22 protein-coding genes are annotated in these 24,029 nt (G+C 69.1%); 13 read left to right on the top strand and 9 right to left on the bottom strand.

Features of this window, described 5'->3' with window-relative positions:
- Positions 1 to 41: 41 nt before the first annotated feature.
- From CCN37_RS03470 to CCN37_RS03445, 6 genes are all read right to left on the bottom strand, one after another.
- Positions 42 to 755 (bottom strand): ABC transporter ATP-binding protein, encoded by a 714-nt coding sequence (locus tag CCN37_RS03470; protein WP_086819154.1) that lies wholly within the window; start codon positions 753 to 755, stop codon positions 42 to 44.
- Positions 742 to 1,677 (bottom strand): ABC transporter ATP-binding protein, encoded by a 936-nt coding sequence (locus CCN37_RS03465; protein ID WP_086819153.1) that lies wholly within the window; start codon positions 1,675 to 1,677, stop codon positions 742 to 744. Before CCN37_RS03465 ends, CCN37_RS03470 begins: the two co-directional genes overlap by 14 nt.
- A complete protein-coding gene (locus CCN37_RS03460) occupies positions 1,674 to 2,834 on the bottom strand; it encodes a branched-chain amino acid ABC transporter permease (RefSeq protein ID WP_086819152.1) in 1,161 nt (386 codons plus the stop codon). Before CCN37_RS03460 ends, CCN37_RS03465 begins: the two co-directional genes overlap by 4 nt.
- Positions 2,831 to 3,820: a branched-chain amino acid ABC transporter permease gene (locus tag CCN37_RS03455; RefSeq protein ID WP_086819151.1), complete on the bottom strand. Its 990-nt coding sequence runs from the start codon at positions 3,818 to 3,820 to the stop codon at positions 2,831 to 2,833. The genes CCN37_RS03460 and CCN37_RS03455 overlap by 4 nt, the downstream gene beginning before the upstream one ends.
- A 126-nt stretch (positions 3,821 to 3,946) precedes the next feature.
- Positions 3,947 to 5,149, bottom strand: coding sequence for a branched-chain amino acid ABC transporter substrate-binding protein (locus tag CCN37_RS03450; RefSeq protein ID WP_086819150.1), 1,203 nt, complete (start codon positions 5,147 to 5,149; stop codon positions 3,947 to 3,949).
- Positions 5,150 to 5,377: 228 nt separating this feature from the next.
- Positions 5,378 to 5,986 (bottom strand): ANTAR domain-containing response regulator, encoded by a 609-nt coding sequence (locus tag CCN37_RS03445; RefSeq protein WP_086819149.1) that lies wholly within the window; start codon positions 5,984 to 5,986, stop codon positions 5,378 to 5,380.
- Positions 5,987 to 6,274: 288 nt separating this feature from the next.
- On the opposite strand from CCN37_RS03445, the gene CCN37_RS03440 reads away from it, so the two are divergent.
- From CCN37_RS03440 to CCN37_RS03395, 10 genes are all read left to right on the top strand, one after another.
- Entirely contained in the window at positions 6,275 to 6,523 is a 249-nt protein-coding gene (locus tag CCN37_RS03440; RefSeq protein WP_086819148.1) for a hypothetical protein, read from the top strand.
- 189 nt (positions 6,524 to 6,712) lie between these two features.
- Positions 6,713 to 6,958: a hypothetical protein gene (locus CCN37_RS03435; RefSeq protein ID WP_086819147.1), complete on the top strand. Its 246-nt coding sequence runs from the start codon at positions 6,713 to 6,715 to the stop codon at positions 6,956 to 6,958.
- Positions 6,959 to 7,400: 442 nt separating this feature from the next.
- Positions 7,401 to 9,986 (top strand): nitrate- and nitrite sensing domain-containing protein, encoded by a 2,586-nt coding sequence (locus CCN37_RS03430; protein WP_246842792.1) that lies wholly within the window; start codon positions 7,401 to 7,403, stop codon positions 9,984 to 9,986.
- Between the two features lie 32 nt (positions 9,987 to 10,018).
- Complete coding sequence (locus CCN37_RS03425) at positions 10,019 to 10,450, top strand: roadblock/LC7 domain-containing protein (protein WP_030431546.1); 432 nt, start codon at positions 10,019 to 10,021, stop codon at positions 10,448 to 10,450.
- A 4-nt stretch (positions 10,451 to 10,454) separates the two neighbouring features.
- A complete protein-coding gene (locus tag CCN37_RS03420) occupies positions 10,455 to 10,826 on the top strand; it encodes a DUF742 domain-containing protein (RefSeq protein WP_086819186.1) in 372 nt (123 codons plus the stop codon).
- Positions 10,807 to 11,412 (top strand): ATP/GTP-binding protein, encoded by a 606-nt coding sequence (locus tag CCN37_RS03415; RefSeq protein ID WP_086819146.1) that lies wholly within the window; start codon positions 10,807 to 10,809, stop codon positions 11,410 to 11,412. The genes CCN37_RS03420 and CCN37_RS03415 overlap by 20 nt, the downstream gene beginning before the upstream one ends.
- A gap of 440 nt (positions 11,413 to 11,852) precedes the next feature.
- Positions 11,853 to 13,025, top strand: a complete 1,173-nt coding sequence (locus CCN37_RS03410; RefSeq protein ID WP_086819145.1) for a tryptophan dimethylallyltransferase family protein — start codon at positions 11,853 to 11,855, stop codon at positions 13,023 to 13,025.
- A gap of 17 nt (positions 13,026 to 13,042) precedes the next feature.
- Positions 13,043 to 14,419 carry a tryptophanase gene (locus CCN37_RS03405; protein ID WP_086819144.1) on the top strand — a complete coding sequence of 459 codons (1,377 nt, stop codon included), beginning with the start codon at positions 13,043 to 13,045 and terminating at the stop codon, positions 14,417 to 14,419.
- A gap of 98 nt (positions 14,420 to 14,517) precedes the next feature.
- A complete protein-coding gene (locus CCN37_RS03400) occupies positions 14,518 to 15,336 on the top strand; it encodes a VOC family protein (protein ID WP_086819143.1) in 819 nt (272 codons plus the stop codon).
- A gap of 36 nt (positions 15,337 to 15,372) precedes the next feature.
- Positions 15,373 to 15,978, top strand: coding sequence for an NIPSNAP family protein (locus CCN37_RS03395; protein WP_086819185.1), 606 nt, complete (start codon positions 15,373 to 15,375; stop codon positions 15,976 to 15,978).
- A gap of 25 nt (positions 15,979 to 16,003) precedes the next feature.
- On the opposite strand, the gene CCN37_RS03390 is transcribed toward CCN37_RS03395, so the two are convergent.
- Both CCN37_RS03390 and CCN37_RS03385 read right to left on the bottom strand, forming a co-directional pair.
- Positions 16,004 to 16,771 (bottom strand): vitamin K epoxide reductase family protein, encoded by a 768-nt coding sequence (locus tag CCN37_RS03390; protein WP_371503585.1) that lies wholly within the window; start codon positions 16,769 to 16,771, stop codon positions 16,004 to 16,006.
- A 316-nt stretch (positions 16,772 to 17,087) separates the two neighbouring features.
- Positions 17,088 to 17,771 carry a thioredoxin domain-containing protein gene (locus CCN37_RS03385; RefSeq protein WP_086819142.1) on the bottom strand — a complete coding sequence of 228 codons (684 nt, stop codon included), beginning with the start codon at positions 17,769 to 17,771 and terminating at the stop codon, positions 17,088 to 17,090.
- A gap of 148 nt (positions 17,772 to 17,919) precedes the next feature.
- Here CCN37_RS03385 and CCN37_RS03380 point away from each other — a divergent pair, with 148 nt between their 5' ends.
- The 3 genes from CCN37_RS03380 to CCN37_RS03370 are packed head-to-tail and all read left to right on the top strand — an operon-like array spanning position 17,920 to position 20,447.
- On the top strand, positions 17,920 to 18,642 hold the full coding sequence (locus CCN37_RS03380; RefSeq protein ID WP_168200501.1) for an alpha/beta fold hydrolase: 723 nt from the start codon (positions 17,920 to 17,922) through the stop codon (positions 18,640 to 18,642).
- A 39-nt stretch (positions 18,643 to 18,681) separates the two neighbouring features.
- Positions 18,682 to 19,536 carry a MerR family transcriptional regulator gene (locus CCN37_RS41310; RefSeq protein WP_246842795.1) on the top strand — a complete coding sequence of 285 codons (855 nt, stop codon included), beginning with the start codon at positions 18,682 to 18,684 and terminating at the stop codon, positions 19,534 to 19,536.
- 11 nt (positions 19,537 to 19,547) lie between these two features.
- The gene (locus CCN37_RS03370) at positions 19,548 to 20,447 is read left to right on the top strand and encodes a hypothetical protein (protein ID WP_086819140.1); all 900 of its coding nucleotides are present in this window, start codon (positions 19,548 to 19,550) and stop codon (positions 20,445 to 20,447) included.
- Here the strand turns inward: CCN37_RS03370 and cobN are convergent.
- Positions 20,416 to 24,015: a cobaltochelatase subunit CobN gene (gene cobN, locus CCN37_RS03365; RefSeq protein WP_086819139.1), complete on the bottom strand. Its 3,600-nt coding sequence runs from the start codon at positions 24,013 to 24,015 to the stop codon at positions 20,416 to 20,418. The genes CCN37_RS03370 and cobN overlap by 32 nt on opposite strands.
- Positions 24,016 to 24,029: the final 14 nt, after the last annotated feature.

The raw sequence follows: 24,029 nt of genomic DNA, 5'->3' as shown, positions 1-24,029 counted from the left end.
ACCCTCCACAGTGGAGGGTGCCCGTTCACGGGAACCGCGCCTCAGGCAACGCCGAGGTAGGCCTCCTTGACCGACGGGTCGGCGAGCAGCTCCGCCCCCGTGCCGGTCTTCACCACGCGCCCGGTCTCCAGAACGTAGCCGCGGTGCGCCCTGCTGAGCGCCTGCTGCGCGTTCTGCTCGACCAGCAGCACGGTGGTGCCCTGCTCGTTGATCTCCTTGATGATCCGGAAGATCTGCTGGATGAACTGCGGCGCCAGGCCCATCGACGGCTCGTCGAGCAGCAGCAGCCTCGGCCGGGCCATCAGCGCCCGCCCGATCGCGACCATCTGCTGCTCACCGCCGGACATGGTGCCGCCCACCTGCGTCTTGCGCTCGGCCAGGCGGGGGAACAGGTCGAAGACCCGCTCGAAGTCCTCGTCGATGGCCTTGCGGTCCTTGCGGGTGTAGCAGCCCATCTCCAGGTTCTCCATCACCGTCATACCGGGGAACACGCCCCGGCCCTCCGGTGACTGCGAGATCCCGCGCACCACGCGCAGGTCGGCCCGCATCTTGCTGATGTCCTGGCCGTCGAAGACAACCGAACCGCCGGAGAGCGGCCGGATGCCCGAGACGGCCCGCATCGTGGTGGTCTTGCCGGCGCCGTTGGCGCCGATCAGCGAGACGATCTCGCCTTCCTCCACGTGCAGCGTGATGTCGGTCAGTGCCTGGATGCGCCCGTAGTGCACGCACATCCCGTTCAGCTCAAGCAGCGCCATCGTCGGGCACCCCCAGGTAGGCCGCGATCACCGCGGGGTTGTCCCTGATCTCCGCAGGCAGGCCCTCGGCGATCTTCTTGCCGAACTCCAGCACCACGATCCGGTCGGTCACACCCATGACGAGCTTCATGTCGTGCTCGATGAGCAGGACGGTGTAGCCGTCGTCGCGGATCTTGCGGATGAGCCCCATGAGCTCTTCCTTCTCCGCCGGGTTGAAGCCGGCCGCCGGCTCGTCCAGGCAGAGCAGCTTCGGCTCGGTGGCCAGCGCGCGGGCGATCTCCAGCCGCCGCTGGTAGCCGTAGGGCAGGTTGCGCGCCTTGTCCGCCGCCCGGTCGGCGATGCCGACGAACTCCAGCAGCGCCATGGCCTTGTCCACCGCGGTCTGCTCCTCCCGGTGGTGCCGGGGAAGCCGCAGCAGCGCGCCGATCACGCTGGTCTTGTGCCGCGCGTCGGTGCCGACGACCACGTTCTCCAGCGCGGTCATCTCGCTGAAGAGCCGGATGTTCTGGAACGTCCGCGCGATGCCGAGCCGGGTGATCGCGTTGCGCTTGGACCGCCCGAGGGGCTTGCCCTCCAGCAGCACCTTGCCCTTCGTCGGCCGGTAGACACCGGTCATCACGTTGAAGCAGGTGGTCTTGCCCGCTCCGTTGGGCCCGATCAGGCCGAGGATCTCCCCGCGCCGGATCTGGAAGTTCACCGAGTCCATGGCGGTGAGCCCGCCGAAGGCCATGGTGACGTCGTCCAGCTCCAGCAGGGTGTCCCCGACGGCGACGGCGATGTCCCGGTCGGCGGCGACGGCCTCGGCCACCTCGGCCTCGTGCGCCGCGCGCTCCTCCGGGCTCATCCGCTCCAGCTCGGCGACCAGGCCGCCCTCGGCGGGGACGTCGGGCTCGGAGGTGTCGTTGGTGCGGTCGTCGCTCATCCCTGAACCCCCTTCGCCGAGTCGGTCATCGCGCTCTCCTTGGCGATCTGCTCGGGTCTGCCGAGCAGTTTGCGGTACGCCTGTCTGCCCTTGGCCAGCAACCGCTGGCGCGAGCCGAGCAGACCCTGCGGACGGAAGATCATCAGCACGATCAGCGCGAGGCCGAAGATCAGGTACTTGTACTCGGCGATGGCCTGGAAGCGGTCGGGCACGTAGGAGATGACGAACGCGCCCAGGATCACCCCGACCTTGTTGCCGGAGCCGCCGAGCACCACCGCGGCCAGGAACAGCACCGAGGTGACCACGTCGAACTTCTGGTTGTTCACGAAGCCGACCTGCCCGGCGTAGATCGCCCCGGAGAGGCCACCGATCGCCGCGCCCATGGTGAAGGCCCAGATCTTGAACTTGAACGTGGGCACGCCCATGATCTCGGCCGCGTCCTCGTCCTCGCGGATGGCCACCCACGCGCGGCCGACGCGGCTGCGCTCCAGGTTGCCGACGAAGATCAGGATGATGATGATCACCGTGACGACCAGCCAGTACCACGGCGTGCCGTCGGAGGAGTTGAAGATCGCGGTGCCGTCGGCGTTGAGGCCCTCCGGCCGCCCGACGTCCTGGAAGCCGCGCTGGCCGCGCAGCGGGGTCACGTTGTCGGCGAGCAGCCGGACGATCTCACCGAAGCCGAGCGTGACGATCGCCAGGTAGTCCCCGCGCAAGCGCAGTGTCGGTGCCCCGAGCAGGACACCGGTGGCCATCGTGATCACCACCGCGACCGGGATGATCGCGATCCACGGGTAGTCCCACCGCAGCGCCGAGTCCGGGCTGGTCAGGATCGCCGCGACGTAGGCGCCGACGGCGAAGAAGCCGACGTAGCCCAGGTCGAGCAGACCGGCCTGGCCGACCACCACGTTCAGCCCGATCGCGATCAGCGCGAAGCGCGCCGCGTTGAACAGGGCGATCTGGAAGTCGGTTCCCGGCTCGGTGGTCAGCAGCGGCGGGTTGAGGATCGGCAGCGCGTAGATCAGCACCACCAGCGGGATGAGCACGCCCCACTGCTGGAACCGGTTCAGGCCGTTCCACCAGTCGCGCACGCGCTGCCCGAACGGGGCTCTGCCTGGAGAGCGGCCCTGTGCAGAAGTCTGTTGGTGCGCGTTCATACCCGTGCCTTCCCAAGGGACTCGCCGAGGATGCCCGTCGGCCGGAACATCAGGATCACGATCAGCAGCACGAAGGCGACGATGTCGCGCCACTCACCGCCCAGCAGGGACTGGCCGTAGTTCTCCACGACGCCGAGCAGCAGGCCGCCGAGCAGCGCGCCGCGCAGGTTGCCGATGCCGCCGAGCACCGCGGCGGTGAACGCCTTGATGCCCAGCAGGAAGCCGCCGTTGTAGACCACGCCCTGCGGGATCTGGAGCATGTAGAAGACCGCGGCCGCACCGGCGAGCACACCGCCGATGAGGAAGGTCAGCATGATCACGCGCTCCCGGTTGACGCCCATCAGCGTCGCGGTGACCGGGTCCTGCGCGACCGCGCGAACGCCCCTGCCGAGGCGCGAGCGGTTGATGAACATGTCCGCGACGACCATGAGCAGCAGCGCGGCGACGATGACCAGCAGGTGGATGTTGGTCACCCGGGCGCCGAAGATCGTGAAGACCTCGGTCGGCCGGATCAGCCGCAGCGCGGGCTCCGGGTTGGCGCCCCTGGTGACGAAGAACAGCTGCTGGATCACGAAGGAGGCGCCGACCGCGGTGATCAAGAAAACGAGCGTCGGCGCGTTGCGCTTGCGCAGCGGCCGATAGGCGACGCGTTCCAGAACGACCGCGGAGACCCCGGAAATGATCATGGCGACGGCCATCATCAACAACAGGTAGCCGATGATCTCGACTATGCCGAGCCGGGCCGTCGGTCCCGGTTTGAGACCGAGGGCCTCCAGGGTGAAGTAGGCGCCGAAAGCGCCGGTGATGAAGATTTCGGAGTGCGCGAAGTTGATGAGGCGGAGAACGCCGTACACCAGCGTGTAGCCCAGCGCGATGAGGGCGTAGATGCTGCCGTAGGCGAGCCCGTCGACCGTGTTGCTCCAGAACTGGTCGAGGAAGAGGCCGACGTTGAAGTCGATCCAGCTGTCCTCGGCCTGCGCGAGCATGGCCGTAGCTTGAACAATCACTGATCTGCCCGTTCCCGTGCAAAGCGCCAGGGGCACGGCGACGGCAGGCGCTTCCCCGCCGTGGCCGTGCCCCTGTGCGACAACCGTTGCGTCGTGCTCTGCCGGTTAACCGATCGGCTTGTTCTTGACGATCTTGCCGCCCTCGACCTTGTAGGACCAGACGGGCGTCTCGGTGAGCTCACCGGTGGCGTCCCACTTGAACTTCTTGGTCAGGCCCTGGCCCTCGTAGGTGCGGACGAACTCCAGCACGCTGGCGCGGTCCTTCTTGCCGCCGTCGATCGCCTTGAGCAGGATCGTCGCGGCGTCGTAGCCCTCGGCCGAGTAGGTCGACGGGTCGGTGTTGGCCAGCTTCTTGTACTCGTCGGTGAACTCCTTGAACTCATCCGCCGGAACGCACGGGCAGGTGAAGTAGGAGCCCTCGGCGGCGTCGCCGGAGTTCTTGACGAACTGGTCGTCCTTGGTGCCGTCCGGGGCGACCAGCTTGGCGGTCACGCCCTTGTTGAACAGCTGGTCGGCCAGCGGGGCCGCCTCGGTGTAGTAGCCGGAGTAGAAGATCGCGTCCGGCTTGGCCGCCTCGACCTTGCTGACGGTGGCCGCGAACTCCTTCTGCTTGCTCTTGACCTGGTCCTCGCAGACCACCTTGCTGCCCAGCGCCTCCTTGACCGCGGCGGCCAGGCCGCTGCCGTACTCGGAGTCGTCGCGGATCACGCAGACCTTGGAGGCCTTGAGGTCGTTGGTGATGAACTTGGCCGCGGCCGGGCCCTGCACGCTGTCGTTGCCCAGCGCGCGGAAGAAGGTCTTCCAGCCGTTCTTGCTCAGGCCCGGGTTGGTCGCCGAGGGGCTCAGCGTGACCAGGCCCGCGTCGGAGAAGGTCTTGCCGACGGCCTTGGACTCACCGGAGAACGGCAGTCCGACGACACCGAGGATGTCCGGAGTGTTCACCGCCTGCGCGACGACACCCGGGGCCTTGTCGGGTGAGCCCTCGGAGTCGAACTCCCGCAGGTTCACCTGACAGCCGGGGTTGGCCGCGTTGTGCTGCTTCACGGCGAGGCGAGCGCCGTTGAGGATGGCGAGGCCCAGCGCGGCGTTGTCACCGGCGATGGTGCCGATGTAGGCGAGCGAGGCGTTGCTGCACTGCGCCTTGCCGTCGCCGCGCGGGTCGGCGGCATTGGCCGCCTTGGTCGGTCCGGCGGCACCGCTGGTGCCACCTCCGCCCGTCGTGTCGCCGCCGCCGCCCCCGCACCCTGCGATAGCCAGAGCCACCACGGCAGTCGTCGCAAGGGCCCGCACGAGTCGTGTCCCAGACACCCGTACCTCCGTAAACCCAATTCACCACAATGCACGTTTGCCTGGTGGTGAGCCCCGTTCGATCAGGGGCGTGGTCAGGGCAGGAAGCTAACTGCCGAAAAGCGGCATTGCACAGCAACTGTGGACGCTCGTAGCCACATCGTGACGATGAAGAGCAACCGGACTCGGCCAATAGTTTGGCAACCACAGACTTTCGTCACCGATGGGTGACGCGACCGTTACTTCCGGTCAACCAATATTCTCCACGACGGCATCCGCAACCGCCTTCATGGTGGTACGGCGGTCCATGGCGGTGCGTTGAATCCAGCGGAAGGCCTCGGACTCGTTCAGGCCCTGCTTCGTCATCAGCAGACCCTTCGCCTTCTCCACCACCTTGCGGGTCTCCAGGCGCTCGGTCAGCCCGGCCACCTCGGTCTCCAGCGCCTGCAGCTCGGCGAAGCGGGAGACCGCCAGCTCGATGGCCGGGACCAGGTCGCGCTTGGCGAAGGGCTTGACCAGGTAGGCCATCGCCCCGGCGTCGCGGGCGCGCTCGACGAGGTCGCGCTGGCTGAAGGCGGTCAGGATGACCACGGGGGCGATGCGCTCGCCCGCGATGGCGGCGGCGGCCTCGATGCCGTCCTTGCGAGGCATCTTCACGTCCAGGATGACCAGGTCCGGGCGCAGCTGGGTGGCCAGCTCGACGGCCTCGACGCCGTCGGCGGCCTCGCCGACGACCTCGTAGCCCTCCTCGCGCAGCATCTCGACCAGGTCGAGGCGGATGAGCGCCTCGTCCTCGGCGACCAGAACGCGGCGCTGGACGGGCGTGGCCTCGGGGGCCTCGGTAGCCGGCTGGGTCACCGGGGTCCTCCTCAGATCGGGCTCTCGGGTCGGTTCCGCAGCTTACTCGCGGGAGGTGTCCGGGACGGGCGCGCGAGGCTGTGACGTTGCCCGACCCGGCCACCCGCCCGCGATCGTCCACAGTGGACGCTCATCCGCACCGTCCGAGGTGGACGGTGCGCGCGAGCGCGTCATGGCCGGGCGGCGCGCCCGTCTCCCCTCTGGGCGCACCGGGAGGTCGGCTCGGCTGACAACGCCGGTCCGCTCGGCTATAGAGGAAGAAGACCCCGAGCGGGACGGAGGACTCCCATGAACGACGAACCCCGCCGCACCCGGTCCGTCATCGGCACCATCGGCCTCATCGCGGGCGGAGTCGTCGCCGCCGTCGCGGTCCCGATCGCCACCACCCTCGGCGCGCTCGGCGCCGCGCTGTTCGTGGCGGCCAAGCACAGCGGCCCGGAGCCGGCGCCGGTGTTCGGGCCGAATCCGGCCGTGGAAGAAACGATCGAGGGCCCCGGAACGACAGACAGGGCAGCGGGCGCCGAACGGGCGCTCTAGCGACGCGGTCACCGAGATCCAGCACACCGAGACCCAGCACCGAGGAAATCGGCGGTGGCCGCGAAGGAAATGGACAGCGAACGCGCGGGAAGCTCCGGCCGAAATGTGGTTTCGGCCACCGATTACCGCGGGTATTCCCGGACCGGCAGCAGCACCGGCTGCCGCTCCACCTGGAGGGAGGATCATCCGATGGCCGATAGGCGCGGAAAGAGAAGGTCGGCGATCGCCGTCGCACTGACCCTCGGAGTCTCCGTTGGCGTCCCCCTCGCCGTCACCACGCTCGGCGCGGTGGGTGCCGCGTTGTTCGTCGCGGCGAAGTACACCACCGCCGACCTGAACCCAACGCCCCACGCGGCCCCCGTGGCCGCCGTCGAGGCTGCCGCGGGCCCGGAAACCCCGGCAGGACCGGGTGTGGCCCCGAGCACGGAGAGCTAGTCGCAGCACCGCACCGCGATGGCCGTCGACCCCCTGGTCGGCGGCCATCCGCACGTCTCGGCACGTCTCAGGAACGCCCCGGCCAGCGGTGTTCACGGCGCGTCACCCGCGCCACCCGGTCGAGTGGTCCGCGCTCCCTACACAGCCCCGACCTCCGCTGATAGGGTGACGCGTTTACGCATTCCGGTGAAAATGAGAGCGTTTCGGCATCCGCCGGGAGGCGTGCCCTCTAGGGTGTACTCCCTCGATCACCCTGTGCTATCGTTCCCGTCATTTCGACGGCCTGTTCGCACTGGGAAAGGGAAATCTCCAGCTGAATATCGTTGGGAAATAAACGGTAGCTTCGAAAGTCGCAGAGCAGGCATTTCTACCACTATCCCCGGGACGGCATTCCTCCCACCTGCGCACGGTCCCGGGGTAGCACACGAACTTGTGGAGCGTCGTGAAGACCGACAGCGAGATGAACAAGAGCCACAAGTCGATCAGAACAAGGCTCACCGGCACGGTTCTGATCCCCAGTGTGGCGCTCATGGTGATGTGGCTGGGTGGCGCGTCGTTCTTCCTGTTCGAGAGCGTCTACGTGCGCGCGGTCCTCAGCGGTGTGCGGGATGTGTCCATCCCCGCCGTGACCGCGCTCGCCTCCGCGGAGAAGGAGCGCCAGCTCAGCATGGCCTACCTCGGCAAGCCCGAGAGCGGGCTGGCCGAGCTGCACTCCCGCCAGCAGCAGACCGACCGCTCGCTCACCACGATGCAGACGGCGGCCAACGAGCTGGCCAAGAACGCGCCCAAGGAGATCGTCGACCGGCTGACGCGGCTCAACGGGCTGATCGCCCAGCTGCCGAGGAAGCGCTCCCAGGTGGACACCAGGGAGATCAGCAAGCCCGACATCTACAGGTTCTACAACGACATGCTCGACGCGGGCACCGACCTCTTCGAGACGCAGGCCCGCGTCCTGCCCGACGTGACGGTGGCGCTCGGCGGCCTGACCTCCTCCGCGCTGTTCCGGGCCAACGACCTGATGTCCCGTGAGACGGCGCTGATCGCCAGCGCGCTCGTCTCCGGCACGCTCAGCCCGCAGGACCACCTCGAGCTGACCAAGCTCGTCGGCGTCTACCACACCGAGCTGAACACGAAGATCGCCTTCACCCAGCCCAAGGTGCAGGAGGGCTACACGCAGCTGGTCGAGAGCGACGCGTGGAAGCAGCTGGAGCAGGCCGAGCAGTCACTGATCAGCTTCGGCCCCTGGTCCTCCACCGGGCGCAACCGCACCGAACCGCCGGTGAACGAGCGGCAGTGGACCGACATCACCACCCAGGTCGGCAACAGGTTGCTGGACCTCACGATCCTCAACGCCGACGAGGTCTCCGGGATCGGGCTCGCCGAGGCCGACACCGCGTTGATCAACGTGGCCATCGGCACCGTCGCGGCGCTGCTCGCGGCCATCGCCGCGATCGTGATCGCGCTGCGGATGTCGCGCAAGCTCGTCGACAAGGCGCTCGTCGTGCGCCTGGCCAGCCTGCGCAACGAGGCGCTGGAACTCGCCCACCGCAAGCTGCCCAACCTGGTCAACCGGCTGCGGCGCGGTGACACCGTCAAGGTCTCCACCGAGATCCCCGAACTGGACTACGGCAAGGACGAGATCGGCCAGCTGGCCAGCGCGTTCAACGCCGCCCAGCTCACCGCCGTCGCGGCCGCGGTCAAGGAGGCGCAGGCCAGGGAGGGCATCAACAACGTCTTCCTCGGCATCGCCCACCGCAACCAGGGCCTGGTGCACCGCCAGCTGAAGATCCTGGACCGGATGGAGCGGCACGAGGAGGACCCGGAGCAGCTGGAAGGGCTGTTCCAGCTGGACCACCTCGCCACCCGCGCCCGCCGCAACGCCGAGAACCTGATCATCCTCGGCGGCGAGCAGCCGGGACGCCGCTGGCGCAACCCGATCCGCCTGGTCGACGTGCTGCGCGCGGCGATCTCCGAGACCGAGCACTACGTCCGGGTCCGGCTGCAGCGGGTGCCCGAGGCCGCGATCGTCGGCTCCGCCGTCGCCGACACCATCCACCTCGTCGCCGAGCTGGTCGACAACGCCACCTCGTTCTCCCCGCCCCGCTCCCAGGTCCAGGTGCACGGCTCGCTCGCGGCCAAGGGCGTCGTGGTGGAGGTCGAGGACCACGGCCTCGGCATGAGCGAGGACGACCAGGCCGCGGCCAACGCGATGCTCAACGACCCGCCCGAGTTCGACGCGATGGCGCTCAAGGGCGACTCGCGACTGGGCCTGTTCGTCGTCGCGCGGCTGGCCTCCCGGCTCGGGGTCAAGGTGGAACTGCGCACCTCCCCCTACGGCGGCACCAGGGCGATCATCCTGATCCCCAACGAGGTGCTGGCCTCCCGGGTGGCGCAGGACGACGGCAGCGCCGGGACCAACCCGGGGCTCGCCCGCCAGCACCCGCACACCCCGCCCAACGGCACGCCGTTCCCGCCGCAGAGCCGGACCGAGCAGACCGGGGTCGACCAGGCGGCCGCCCAGCAGCGCGTCACCCAGGTGGACTCCGGCGCCCGGCTCGGCGCCGACCTGGAGAGCTTCTGGTCCGAGCCGCTCGGCGACTCCGAGGACGCCGACGGCGGACGCCCGCTGAACCTGCTCGGCGGGCTGAGCTTCGAGGCCGTGCGGGAGGTGCCTGGACCCGAACCGATCGCCGACGAGCCCGGGAGCGGCCACCCTGTGGAGACGCCGAGGTACAGCCACACCGGACCCATCCCGGTGTATACCGGCAATAGCCAGACAGAGCCGCCCGTTACGGAAGCTGCCCGACCGGCCTGGGAAGATAGCGTCACACAACGCCCGGCCTTACCGCAGCGCAAGCCGCAGCAGAGCCTGGCTCCCCAGCTCAGGGCGGAACCGGCACCGGTCCCGCAGGCCGCTGAGGACCCGGCTGAGAACCACCGCTCCGCAGAGGAGATCCGCAACACCATGTCCGCCTTCCAGCGGGGCACCCGCGAGGGCCGCAACGCGGACAGTCCGTTCGAGTCATGAGCCACGTGGAAGACGGAGAAGGTCACCCCCACATGAGCGAGAAGTCTAATCAGCACACCGACCTGAACTGGCTGCTCGACGAGCTGGTCAGCCGCACGGTCGGGGTCCAGCACGCGGTGGTGCTCTCCGCTGACGGGCTGCTCATCGGGCGTTCCAAGGCGCTGTCCAAGGACGATTCCGAGCACCTGTCGGCGATGGCCTCGGCTTTTCAGAGCCTGGCCCGCGGCACCGGCAGGCACTTCGGCGGCGGCGCCGTCCGGCAGACCGTCGTGGAGATGGAACACGCGTTCCTCTTCGTCACCGCGGCCGGGCGCGGTGCCTGCCTCGCCGTGCTGGCGGAGGAGAACGCCGACGCCGGCATGATCGCTTACGAGATGAACCTGCTCGTGAAGCAGGTCGGTGTGTACCTGAGCTCTGCTCCCAGGTCCGAACAGGCCGCGGCCAACGGCGCGTCGAGGGCGTGATGTGATGTCCGAACCAGATGACCGATGGTTCGACGAGGCAGCAGGTCCCCTGGTCCGTCCCTATGCCATGACCAGGGGCAGGACCCGTCCCGGGAACACCGACCTCGACCTGGCGACCCAGGTCGTCACGGTGTGGACCGAGAACGACTCGGGCTCGCTGAGTCCCGAGCACCAAGCCGTCATCGAGCTCTGCCGCACACCGTTATCGGTGGCCGAGGTGGCCGCCTACGTCGACGTCCCGCTGGTCGTGGTGAAGGTGCTGCTCAGCGACCTCATCGAACGCGGGGACGTGGTGGCACGAGCGCCTCGAACGGCGAACAACCTGCCGGACCGGAATCTACTTCAGGCGGTGCTTGATGGTGTCCGTAGAATCTGAGGCCCAGGGAGCCGCGATGGTCATCCCCACCTCGGTCAAGGTCCTCGTCGCGGGCGGTTTCGGCGCCGGCAAGACGACGATGGTCGGCTCGGTCAGCGAGATACCCCCGCTGAGCACCGAGGAGCTGCTCACCGAGGCCAGCACCGACGTCGACGACCTGGTGGGCGTCGAGGAGAAGACCACGACCACGGTCGCGCTCGACTTCGGCCGCATCACCATCAATCCCGAGATCGTGCTCTACCTTTTCGGCACGCCGGGACAGAACCGGTTCTGGTTCATGTGGGACGAACTGGCCAACGGTGCGATCGGGGCGATCGTCCTCGTGGACACGCGCAGGCTCGACAGCTCGTTCCCGTCGGTGGACTTCTTCGAGCGCCGGAAAATTCCGTTCATCATCGCGGTGAACTGTTTCGACGACGCCCACCACTACCAGACCGACGAGGTCCGGCAGGCATTAGCGCTGAGCGCGGAGATTCCCATTCTCATGTGCGACGCGCGGGAGCGGGAATCGAGCAAGCAGGCTCTGGTGCGGCTGGTGGAGCACGCGCTCAGCAGGGTGCCGGCGACGGCCGACGGCTCTCGCTAGGCCCGAGCCCACCCGAGTGTGGGACACCCGATCAGCGACACCCACGCGTGCGACGGCGCCCGGGAGCGTCCGGCGGCCCCTCGGGCCACGGGACCCCCGGGCGCCGTCGCACGAACGTGCCGTACTCTTGCGCCGAAAAGAACGCGCTGGTTACGATCTCGCGAAGACACAGAGGGTGAAGTTGGAGCGAGCGAGATTCGCATTGGTGTCAGAGTGTGCGGCCCGGGGCCACAAGGTGTCGTGCGCTAGATAACTCGCGGTAACCGCTACGACACTATACGGTGAAACAACAGTCACCGTATGGGCGGTATTGGCAACAAGATCATCTCGCGTAGCATTGTCAAATAGTTGACAGTCCAATTTCTCTGCAAGAATAATCGTCGGCCGAGGGCTGTCGATCGGTTCGGCAAGCTGTTCGTTCTGGCAGGAGGAGCCTATTCATGGACTTGTCCGCTATTTCGCTTAGCGATTACGCCAGAGAGCAGTTGCGCAACATGCATCGCGCCGTGGGTCTGGCTGACGCGCCCAGCGAACTGATCGATCCGATCGGCGACCTGTTGGGCCCCGGCGGGGCGCATCTGCTCTCTGAACCACCATTATGGTCATCCGAACTCTCGGACGACAAGACTCCAATCGAGTTCTCGGTGGCGTTTGAGGGCGAGCAAACGCCTACCGTGCGCTTATGCGTCGAGCCGCTGGCGAAGAGCCCGAGCCACGCCGCGAACGTGCAAATCTCCAAAGAAATACTGCAATTTTACTCCGAACGGTTCAGCTTCTCTCTGGACCAGTTCGACCAGGTGAGCGAACTGTTCCTCGATCCGGGACTGCCCGGCCGCTTCTCGGTCTGGGTCTCGGTCGTGCTGAAGCGGAACGACTCACCCACGTTCAAGGTGTACTTCACGCCCGACCAGCAAGCGCTTCCCGCCGCGCCCGAACTGATCGAGCAGGCGCTCGTCCGGCTCGGTTTCACCGAGGCTTTCGCGCCGTTGCGCAGGCACGTGATGCGGCCGGAGCCCGGACTGGACCAGTTCACCTTCTTCTCGCTCGACCTCGGTGAGCGCATGCGCTCGCGGGTGAAGGTGTACGCGTCGCACTACAACGCGGACACCACCGACATCGAGCGGGCGGCGAGGCTGGCGCGCGGGGTGGAGCCCGGCAGGCTGCGCGACTTCTGCTACCTGGTCGGCGGCGGTCCCGGGCCGTTCGCGGCGCGCCCGCTGATCTCCAGCTACGCGTTCGTGGAGGGCGACACCGACCGGCCCAGCGGCTACACGCTGCACCTGCCGATCAGGGACTACGTCACCGACGACCAGCAGTCCAGGGCGCGGGTCAACGCCCTGCTGTCCCAGCACGGCTTCCCGACCGCGCCGTTCGAGCGCGCGCTCGGGGTGATGGCGCGGCGGCCGCTGGAGGGCGGGGTCGGCATGATCCCCTACGCCTCGCTGCGGCTGGGCCTCGTCCGCCCGGGGGTGACGATCTACCTGGCCTCCGAGCTCTACGATTCGGTGCGCCCGCGCTCCTGGCACGCGCTCGCGGAGAACTTCTCCGCGCCCGGCACGGTGGTGCCCACCGGCCGGACCTCGGAGGACCTGTCCCTCAACTCGGTCACCTAGAGAGGACCGCCCGCAGCATGCCGATCATGGAGCCGTACCGGATCAAGGTCGTCGAGCCGATCCCGATCACCACCCCCGAGGATCGACGACGCTGGTTGGCCGCCACCGGGTACAACCAGTTCAGCCTGCGCAGTGAACAGGTCACCATCGACCTGCTCACCGACTCGGGCACCGGTGCGCTCTCGGCGGCGCAGACGGCGGCGGCGGCGAGCGCGGACGAGACCTACGCGGGCGCCAGGTCCTTCTACCGCTTCCGCGAGGTGGTCAGCGACCTCACCGGCTACCAGCACATCCTGCCGGTGCACCAGGGCCGGGCGGCCGAGCGCATCCTGTTCGGTTGCGTGCTGCGCAAGGGCATGATCTCGATCAGCAACACCCACTTCGACACGACCAGGGCCAACGTCGAGCTGCTCGGCTGCGTCGCGCTGGACATCCCGTGCGAGGAGGCCGCCGACCTCGACAGCACCGAGCCGTTCAAGGGCAACATCGACCTGGCGCGGCTGGGCCAGCTGCTGAGCGGGCCGGAGCGGCCACGGATCGGCCAGGTGCTGATGACGATCACCAACAACGGTGGTGGCGGTCAGCCGGTGTCGATGGCCAACATCGAGGCCGCGAGCCAGCTCTGCCGCGAGCACGGCGTGCCGTTCTTCCTCGACGCCGCGCGCTTCGCGGAGAACGCGTGGTGGGTCACCAGGCGGGAGCCGGGCTACGCGGACTGGACGCCCCGGCGGGTGGCGCAGCGGGCGTTCGCGTTGGCCGACGGGTGCGTGGCGAGCCTGAAGAAGGACGGCATCGTGCACATGGGCGGCCTGGTCGCGGTCAACGACCCCGAGCTGGCCGAGCAGTGCGAGATGATGTGCACCGCCACCGAGGGCTTCCGCACCTACGGCGGGCTGGCCGGGCGCGACCTGGAGATGCTGGCGCAGGGCCTGATCGAGGTCACCGACCCGCAGTACCTGCGCGCGCGGGCGGACGCGACGCGCTACCTCGGCGATCTCGCGAAGTCCGCCGGGGTCTCGATCGTGGAGCCGGCGGGCATCCACGCGATCTACCTCAACGCCAAGCGGTTGCTGCCGCACCTGAGCGCGGCGCAGTTCCCCGGTCACGCGTTGGCCTGCGAGCTCTACCTGCAGGGCGGAATCCGCTGTGTGGAGCTGGGATCGCTGTACCTGGGCACGCTCGACGAGCAGGGGCGGTTGCAGAGCGGTCCGCCGTTCGAGCTGGTGCGGCTGGCGGTGCCCCGGCGGGTGTACACGCAGAGCCACCTGGAGTACGTGGGCGAGGTGCTGGAGGAGATCGCCAAGCAGCCCGAGCGCGTGCCCGGCTACCGGATGACGCACGTGCCGAAGCTGTTGCGGCACTTCAACTGCCGCCTGGAGCAGATCCGCGACTAGGACAGCTCGTCCGTTTCGTTCCGTTCTTCCGGTATTCGGGGGTTCGAGCACCTCCCCGATAGGGTGATCACCGGTATCCCCCAGTCGGAGGAGGGAATATGCCCAGCACGTCTGCCCTGCCGGTCGGCCAACCCTGTTGGGCTGAGCTCCCGACCGCGGACTCGGCGGCGACGCGGGAGTTCTACCGCGCGGTGCTCGACTGGGAGTACGAGGTCCGCCGGGACGACCAGGGCGCGGAGTACACGATCGCGACCCTGTTCGGCGAGCCGGTGGCCGGGCTGCGCCCGCACGAGGGCGCGGTGCGCGACTGGACGCTCTACCTCGCCGTGGCCGACCTGGCCAAGGGCGCGCACCAGGTGCGGCGCTTCGGCGGCTCGGTGCTGGAGCAGCCGCAGGTGATCCCGGGGCTCGGCGCGAAGGTGCTCGTCGACGACCCCAGCGGGGCGACGGTCGGGCTGTGCCAGCCCGCGCGTGACTGGAACTTCACCGTGGGGCTGCCGGGTTCGCTGGTGTGGGCGGAGCTCGTCACGCCGAGGCCGACGTTGGCGGACCGGTTCTTCGGCGCGGTGTTCGGCTACGAGCAGCGCCAGGTCGCCGACGGCGTGCGCGTGGACCACGTGGTCTGGTACGTCGAGGGCGAGTCGGTGCTCGCGCGGGTCAGGATGAACCTGGACACCGCGGAACCGGTGCCGCCGAGGTGGATCGCGCACTTCGCGATCGACCCGGACGTCGGCTTCGACGAGACGCTGGACCGCGCGCGGGCGGCCGGGGCCCGGCTGCGGTTCAAGCCTTACGGCTCCACCCTCGGCAAGGTCGTGGTGCTCTCCGACCCGCTCGGCACGAGGTTCGCGCTCATCGACCCGAGCCAGGCCGTCGACGAGTACGACTCCCCGCCCGAGGACCCCTACGACGACTGAGCCTGACTGTCAGGGGTCGAACCTATGGTCGGCCCCATGACGGATCAGGTGGTCGAACTGCGCCAGTACACCCTTCGCCCGGGGACCAGGGACACGCTCGTCGAGCTGTTCGACCGCGAGTTCGTGGAGACCCAGGACGCGGTCGGCGTGCGCGTCATCGGGCAGTTCCGGGACGAGGCGAACCCGGACCGCTTCGTGTGGCTGCGGTCCTTCCCCGACATGGAGCGGCATGAGCGGTCGCTGAGCGCCTTCTACAACGGAGAGGCGTGGGCCCAGCACCGCGACGCCGCGCGGGAGACGATGGTGGACACCGACAACGCGTTGCTGCTGCGACCGGTCGGCGAAGGTTTTCCCTTGCGTGACAGGCCTTTACCGGGTTCGACCGAGTTACCGGAGAGCCGCTTCCTCGTCACCGTCCACTACGGCGACGAGCCGTTCACCGACGCGTTCGCCGACTCGCTGGGGTACGAGCCGTTGGTGTGCCTGCGTTCCGAGTACGCCGCGAACACCTTCCCCGCCCTGCCCGTGCGAGAGGGCGAGCACGTGTTCGTGACGGTCGAGCGCTTCGCCGGAGTGCTGCGCGGTGGCGAGCGGACGGAGGAGGTGGTGCTGCGACCCACGTCGCGCTCCGGGCTGCGGTGAGCTGGCCGGTTCCGGGTTTGGCGCCTCAGCTGAAGTACGACATCCAGTGGTCCCAGAAGGCCTGGACCGCGAGCAGCGCGATCATCACCAGCCAGGTGGTCACGACCGTGCTGTGGAAGCGCACGAGCAGCGGTGCGCGCAGGCGGCCCAGGTAGCCGCGGTCCATGTTGTGCACGGTGGTGTACCAGAAGATCGGGATGGTGACGGCCCACACGACCATGCAGTACGGGCACAGCGCGCGGATGTCGTACATGCTCTGGATCATCAGCCAGTGCACGAAGACCACGCCGAGGGTCGCGCCGGCCTGCAGGCCGGTCCACACCCAGCGCGGTAGCCGCGCCCCGGCGAGCAGCACCACGCCGAGCGTGGTCACCACCGGGAACGCGATCACGCCCAGCACCGGGTTGGGGAAGCCGAACAGCTCCGCCTGCGGGGAGCGCATCACCGAGCCGCAGCTGAGCACCGCGTCCAACGTGCACGACGGGATGTGGAAGGGGTTGGCCAGCAGGAGGAACTTCTCGATCACCAACGCGAACGAGGCCGCGGTGCCGAGCACACCGCCGATCGTCAGCACCCACGCGATGAGCCTCGTCGAGAGCACCGGCTCGTCGTCGTAGTCCTCGTCGTCCTCGTCGTCGTAGCCGTCGTAGCCGTCGTGCTCGGCGCTGTCCGCGTCGATCGCCTCGCTGCTCGCCGGGCGGGCTGGCTGGGAGGTCGCCTCGTCGTGCTCACCGCTCTTGTCGCGGGGGTCGCCCGTGGTGTCGGGTGCGGCGGTGCTGGGCCGGTCGGTCACGCCTGTCGCCTCCGGTCGTCGCTCGCGCCGGTGGACGCGGGTCTCGTGGCCGTGCCCGCGACGAGGTCGGTCGTCATCGCGGTGCTGGTTGGTGCGGTGCCGATTGTGGCGGTCTTGATCGCTGCGGCGCTAGGTCCGCTAGGTCCAGTCCGGAAGGTGGTTGAGCTGCCGGTATCGGTGCCAATGCCACCAGAGGGTTGGGGCGTCTTCAAGACCGTCAAACCACCCTGTCGATCATCGTCAACCACGGCAAACCCACCGCACCACGGGTTGTCGTGGGTGAAGACGGACAAACCCAGACGGAAGGGGAGGGGGCTCATCGGCCAGCCAGGGCGTTGTCGATGGCGGTGCGGAGGTCCTGCATGGAGCGGGGGGTGAGCTTGGCGCCGTTGACGTAGAAGCTCGGCGTGCCCTCGACCCCGGCGGTGGCGCCGTCGGCCTGGTCCTTGGCGATGCGCGCGGCGGTGGCGGGGTCGGCGACGGCGGCCTTGAACTTGGCGAGGTCGAGGCCGAGTTCGGTGGCGTAGCCCTCGAAGACGCCTCCGCGGGACTCGGTGCTGTGACCCCAGCGCTCCTGGTTCTCGAAGAGCTTGATGTACATCTGCTCGAACTTGCCCTGCTGCGCGGCGGCCTCGGCGGCGCGGGCGGCGTTGTGGGCGTTGGGGTGGCTGTCGATCGGGAAGTAGCGCACGACGTAGGTGATCTTGCCGGCGTACTCCTTGCGCAGCTGCTCGACGGCGGGGAACGCGCCCGCGCAGGCCTCGCACTCGAAGTCGAGAAACTCGACCATGGTGGCCTTGCCGTCGGCGGCGGTGGAGATCTTGTGGCTGTCGGGGCGCACGAGGACCTCGGCGGGCACGCGCGGCACCTGGGAGGTGGTGGGGGCCGGGGCGGCGCCATCGGCCTGGGGAGTGCCACCGCCTCGGAGCAGCACGAACGCGGCCACGATGATCACCACCGCGGCGATGGTGCCGATGGTGATCTTGGCGTTCTTCGTCATCGTGCGCGCTCCTGTGCGTGGGCTGTCCGCGCCCTGTGTACCCGGGGACCTGTCAAGGCGGGGTGATGTCGCCACCCACCCTGTCACGTCAACCTGGGTTGACTTCAGCGCGCCCGTCAACCTAAGTTGACGCCAGGAGGTGGTGGGCGTGCGGGGACGGACGTTGAGCGCGCGGGTTCGGGGAGCGGGACCGGCGGTGGTGCTGGACTGCGGCGGTGCGGGCGCTGGGGTCGACGGGGGTTGGGGGCCGGACCTGGAGGAGCTGCTGGCGCGGAGCTGCACCGTCGTCAGCTACGACCGCGCCGGGTCGGGGCGCTCCGGCGGGGAAGCTCGGAGCACGGTCGCGGCGATGGCTGACGATCTCCGGGAACTGGTGCGGGAGTTGGGGATCAGCACGCCAGCGGTCTTCGTGGGCTGGTCGTTCGGAGCTCTGGTGACGCAGGTGTACGCGGCACAGCACCCGGAGGACGTGGTCGGGCTGGTGTTCGTGGACCCGACGCCGACAGGCGAGCGGCCGGGGTCGAAGGTGATGCAGCGCGCGGGGTTCGAGGTCACTCCCCTGCTGTTGCGGATGAACGCGCGGACCCGCGAGCTGGGGCGCGCGCTGCGGCACATGCGGGAGAACATCGCCGAAGCGACCGAGACCGTGGAGCGGGACGGGTTGCCCGCAGTGCCGTTGCGGGTGCTGGGAGCCTCCGTGCGGCCGAGACTGCCGAAGGCGCAGGCGGAGTTCCAGGACCGGAGCCTGCGGGAACTGGCGGCGCGGTCACCGCTCGGCGAGTTCGTGCTGGTCGACGGCGCGAGCCACAACATCCCGTGGGAGCGACCCGAAAGCGTGGTCGACGCGGTGCGATCGGTGCTCGCTGGTTGACCTCGCCCCTGGGGCGAGCCGCAGACTGCGACAGTGCAGATGCTCGACCCCGCAAGCGGGTCTTCGGTGACGATGCTCGACCCCGCAAGCGGATCTTCGGCGACCGATTCCCACCTGCTCGCCGGGCGGTTCGGGGCGGCAACGCGGCTGTCGCCGAAGGCACTGCGCCTCTACGCTGAGCAGGGGTTGCTGGTGCCCGCGCGGGTCGATCCGGCGACGGGGTACCGCTACTACTCGCGGGAGCAGGTGCCGCGGGCCAGGCTGATCGCTCGGCTGCGCCAGCTCGGCCTGCCGGTCGCGCGGGTCGCCTGGCTGGTGACGCTTTCGCCCGAAGCGCTGGTCCTGGAGCTGAGGTCGTGGTTGCGGGCGCAGAGCGAGCGGCTGGCGGAGCAGACCGAGATCGTGGAGGCGGTGGCGCGGCACGCCGAAGGCGCTCCCGCTGCCGCCGTCGAGGTGCGCGCGGTGGCGGCCAGCAAAGTGCTCTACCGCCAGGGATTCGTCGACGTCGTGAGCCTCCTTGACTTCATGGCGGAGGCGGAGGCCGAACTCCGCGAGCACCTGCGGGCGCACGGGCTGGCCGCTGACGGCGCGATGAACGTGCACTACCACGACGAGATCACCCGCGACGGCGAAGGCCGCGTCGAAGCCTCGATCGCCTACGAGGGCAACATCGAGCCCGCGGCGGACCTGCGCATCAGGCTCAGGCCAGCACTGCGCGAGGCCTACGTCCCGGTTCCGGCGGAGGACGCGCAGTTCCCCCAGGTGCTGCGGTTGTACGACGCGGTCGAGACGTGGCTGGACGACCAGGGTCTGACCACTGTGGACAGTCCATACGAGATCTACCCAGGCACGGGTGGCGCGCCCTTCGACGTCGCGTACCCCCTCAACCCCTAGGAAGCACCGCCATGGCGCACTTTTCCTACGTCGGCTCCGGCCCCTACTGCTACAGCAACTCATTCGCGATGATGTTCGGGGCGGACGCGCCGTCCACTGCCGTGATCGAGGTCGCGACGGGGAGCCCGTTCGGCGTGCAGCTGGTCGGCGGGCACCTGCCGTTCTTCGATCCGCACGGCTGGGTCCCGGAGACGGGTTTCGACACCGCGCTGACCGCGCTCGGGTGGACTTCGACGCAGAAGCGGGGCGAGAACGCCGACGAAGCGCTCGCGCTGATGCGGGAGTCCCTTGTGGACGGTCCGGTGTGGGTGGGCCCGGTGGAGATGGGGCACCTGCGGCACCAGCCGGAGATGACCGGGGCGATCGGCGCGGACCACTACGTCGTCGTGCTCAGCGTGGACGACGAGCGGGTGCTCATGCACGATCCGCAAGGATTCCCGTACACCTCGTTGCCGCTGAACGACTTCGTGGAGGCCTGGCGGATCGAGAAGATCGAGTACGGCACGCCGTTCACGATGCGGACGGGCTTCACCAAGGTCGTTGAAGTGTCCGAAGTGGACGCGATCACGGCTTCGGTGCCCAACGCGGTGCACTGGCTCTCCCAGGGCGACAACGGTGCCGCGGTCGAAGCGCTCGCGGCACTGGTCGAAGCCGGGCAGCACCCGCGCGAGCACCTGGTCCACTTCGCGGTGCGCGTGGGTGTGCGGCGGTTGGCCGACGCGGCGACCTGCTTGGCGCGCATCGGGTTCACCGAGGCATCGGAGATCGCGGGCGAGCAGGCGCGCGTGCTCGGGTCGACGCAGCACCCGTTGGTCGTCGGCGACCACAAGAGGGCCGCCGACGCGTTGCGGGCGCTCGCGCCGACCTACGACAAGCTGCTCAGCGCTCTTCGAGATCGCCTTCGGTGCTGAGGTAGATCTGCTGGAGAGCGTCCAAAGTGGACTTCTCCGGGTGCTCCCACATGCCCCGGTTCGCGGCTTCGAGCAGGCGTTCGGCGATGCCGTGCAACGCCCACGGGTTGGACTCGGTGAGGAACTTGCGGTTCTCCTCGTCGAGCACGTAGGTCTCGGTGAGCTTCTCGTACATCCAGTCCGCGACAACGCCCGTCGTGGCGTCGTAGCCGAACAGGTAGTCCACCGTGGCCGCCAGCTCGAAGGCGCCCTTGTAGCCGTGCTTGCGCATCGCGGCCAGCCAACGCGGATTGACCACACGGGCGCGGAAGATCCGTGTGGTCTCCTCGCTGAGCGTCCTGGTGCGCACTGCGTCCGGCCGCGTGCTGTCGCCGATGTAGGCGGCGGGTGCCTTGCCGGTGAGCGCGCGAACCGTGGCGATCATGCCGCCGTGGTACTGGAAGTAGTCGTCGGAGTCGGCGATGTCGTGCTCGCGGGTGTCGATGTTCTTGGCAGCAACCGCGATCCGCTTGTATGCGGTCTCCATGTCCGGCCGCGCCTGCACTCCGTCCAGCGAGCGGCCGTAGGCGTAGCCGCCCCACACCGCGTAGACCTCGGCCAGGTCGGCGTCGTCGCGCCAGTTGCGGCTGTCGATCAGCGGGAGCAGGCCGGCTCCGTACGCGCCCGGCTTGGAGCCGAAGATCCGCATCGTGGCGCGGCGCTCGTCGCCGTGCGCTGCCTTGTCGGCGAGCACGTGCGCGCGGACGAAGTTCTGCTCGGCGGGCTCGTCCAGCTCGGCGACCATCCGCACCGCGTCGTCGAGCAGCCCGACCACGTGCGGGAACGCGTCGCGGAAGAAGCCGCTGATGCGCATGGTGACGTCGATGCGCGGGCGCTCCAGCTCCGCGAGCGGGATCACTTCGAGGCCGGAGACGCGGCGGGACTGGTCGTCCCAGACCGGCCGGACGCCGAGCAGCGCGAGGACTTCGGCGATGTCATCGCCCGAGGTGCGCATGGCGCTGGTGCCCCAGATCGACAGACCGACCGAGGGCGGCCACTCACCGGTGTCCGCGCGGTAGCGGGCGAGCAGCGAGTCGGCCATCGCCTGGCCGGTCTCCCACGCGAGGCGGCTGGGCACCGCCTTGGGGTCGACGGAGTAGAAGTTGCGCCCGGTCGGCAGCACGTTCACCAAGCCGCGCAACGGTGATCCGCTCGGCCCCGCGGGCACGTAGCCGCCGTCCAGCGCGTGCAGCACCATGTCCAGCTCGTCGGTCGTGCGAGCCAGGCGCGGGACCACCTCGACCGCCGCGAAGGTAAGGATCTCGGTGATCTGCTCGTCAGCTCGGCCCAGGACATCGCGGGAGACGTCGAGCGCCGCCGAGGCGTCCCACTGCGCGTTCTCCATGCCCTGCACCAGGTTCCGCGCGGTCTCCTCCACCGCGTCGGTGCCGGCCCTGGACGCGCTGCCGTCCTCGACGAGCCCCAGCGCCTCGCGCAGGCCGGGCAGCGACGTCGCGCCGCCCCACATCTGCCGCGCCTGGAGCATCGCCAGCACCAGGTTCACCCTGGCCTCGCCGGTGGGCGCCTGGCCGAGCACGTGCAGGCCGTCGCGGATCTGCACGTCCTTGACCTCGCACAGCCAGCCGTCGACGTGCAGCAGGAACTCGTCGAACTCCGCGTCGTGCGGGCGATCGGCCATGCCCAGGTCGTGGTCGAGCTTGGCGGCCTGGATCAGCGTCCAGATCTGCGCGCGGATCGCGGGCAGCTTCGCCGGGTCCATCGCGGCGATGTTGCCGTACTCGTCCAGCAGCTGCTCCAGCCGCGCGATGTCGCCGTAGCTGTCCGCGCGCGACATCGGCGGCACCAGGTGGTCGACGAGCGTGGCGTGGGCGCGGCGCTTGGCCTGCGTGCCCTCGCCGGGATCGTTGACCAGGAACGGGTAGATCAGCGGGAGGTCGCCGAGCGCGGCGTCCGGACCGCACGCGGCGGACATGCCGACCGTCTTGCCGGGCAGCCACTCCAGGTTGCCGTGCTTGCCGACGTGCACGACCGCGTGCGCGCCGAAATCGTCGGCGAGCCAACGGTAGGCGGCCAGGTAGTGGTGGCTCGGCGGCAGGTCGGGGTCGTGGTAGATCGCGATCGGGTTCTCACCGAAGCCGCGCGGCGGCTGCACCATCACCACGACGTTGCCGGTGCGCAGCGCGGCCAGCACGATCTCGCCGTCCGGGTCGGCGGAGCGGTCGACGAACAGCTCGCCGGGCGCGGCGCCCCAGTGCTGCTCCATCCCTTCGCGCATGTCCTCGGGCAGCGTTTCGTACCAGGAGCGGTAACGGGCGGCGGGCATGCGCACGGGGTTGCCGGTGAGCTGCTCCTCGGTCAGCCAGTCCGCGTCCTGGCCGCCAGCCGCGATCAGCGCGTGGATCAGCGCGTCACCGTCGAGCGAGGCGAGGCCCGGCAGCGCGTCGGGGCCGTCGAGCGGGCCGACGTCGTAGCCGCGCTCGCGCATCTCGGTGAGCAGCCGCACGACGCTGGCCGGGGTGTCGAGCCCGACCGCGTTGCCGATCCGGGAGTGCTTCGTCGGGTAGGCCGAGAGCATGATCGCGATGCGCCGATCGGCGGGCGCGATGTGCCGCAGAACGGCGTGGCGGTACGCGATCCCGGCCACCCGGCGGGCTCGTTCGGGATCGGCGACGTAGACCGTCAGGCCGTCCTCGTCGATCTCCTTGAAGGAGAACGGGACGGTGATGATCCGCCCGTCGAACTCCGGGATGGCCACCTGCGTCGCAGTGTCCAAAGGGGACAGTCCGTCGTCGTTCTCGTCCCACGCGGCGCGGCTGCTGGTGAGGCAGAGCGCTTGCAGGATCGGCACGTCCAGCGCCGCGAGCGCCCCGACGTCCCAGGCCTCCTCGTCGCCACCCGCCGACGCGGCGGCGGGCTTGGTGCCCCCGGCGGCGAGGACGGTGACGACGAGCGCGTCCGCTTTGCCCAGCTCCGCCAGCAGTTCCGGCTCGGCCGTGCGCAGCGAGGAGCAGAAGATCGGCAGCGCCCTGGCTCCGGCCTCCTCGACAGCGTCGGCCAGGGTGTGGATGAAGGATGTGTTCCCCGCCACGTGATGGGCTCTGTAGTAGAGGATCGCGACGGTCGGGCCGCTGTCACGTCCGCTTTCTCGTTCCAGAGGCCCCCATGTCGGTGTGGGAGCGGGCGGCGCGAAGCCGAAACCGGTCAGCAGCACGGTGTCGGAGAGGAACTTGTGCAGCTCGGCCAGGTTCGCCGGACCGCCGTGCGCGAGGTAGGCGTGAGCCTCGGCGCAGACGCCGCCGGGCACCGTGGACAGCTCCATCAGCTCGGCGTCGGGGGCCTGCTCGCCGCCGAGCACGACCACCGGGACGGAGCCCGCGAGCAGCGCGTCCAGGCCTTCTTCCCAGGCCCTGCGGCCACCGAGGATGCGGACTACGACCAGGTCAGCGCCCTCGACGAGGCCCGGAAGGTCCTCGACCTCGGTCCTCGCCGGGTTGGCCAGCCGGTAGTCGGCGCCGCTCGCGCGGGCGGACATCAGGTCGGTGTCGGAGGTCGACAACAACAGCAGCACAGCACGCTCCGCTC

Source organism: Allokutzneria sp. NRRL B-24872, from assembly GCF_002155965.1.
In the GTDB taxonomy this organism is placed as follows: Bacteria; Actinomycetota; Actinomycetes; order Mycobacteriales; family Pseudonocardiaceae; genus Allokutzneria.
The sequence above is the reverse complement of the archived record's forward strand: the minus strand, read 5'-3'. Positions and strand labels throughout refer to the sequence as shown.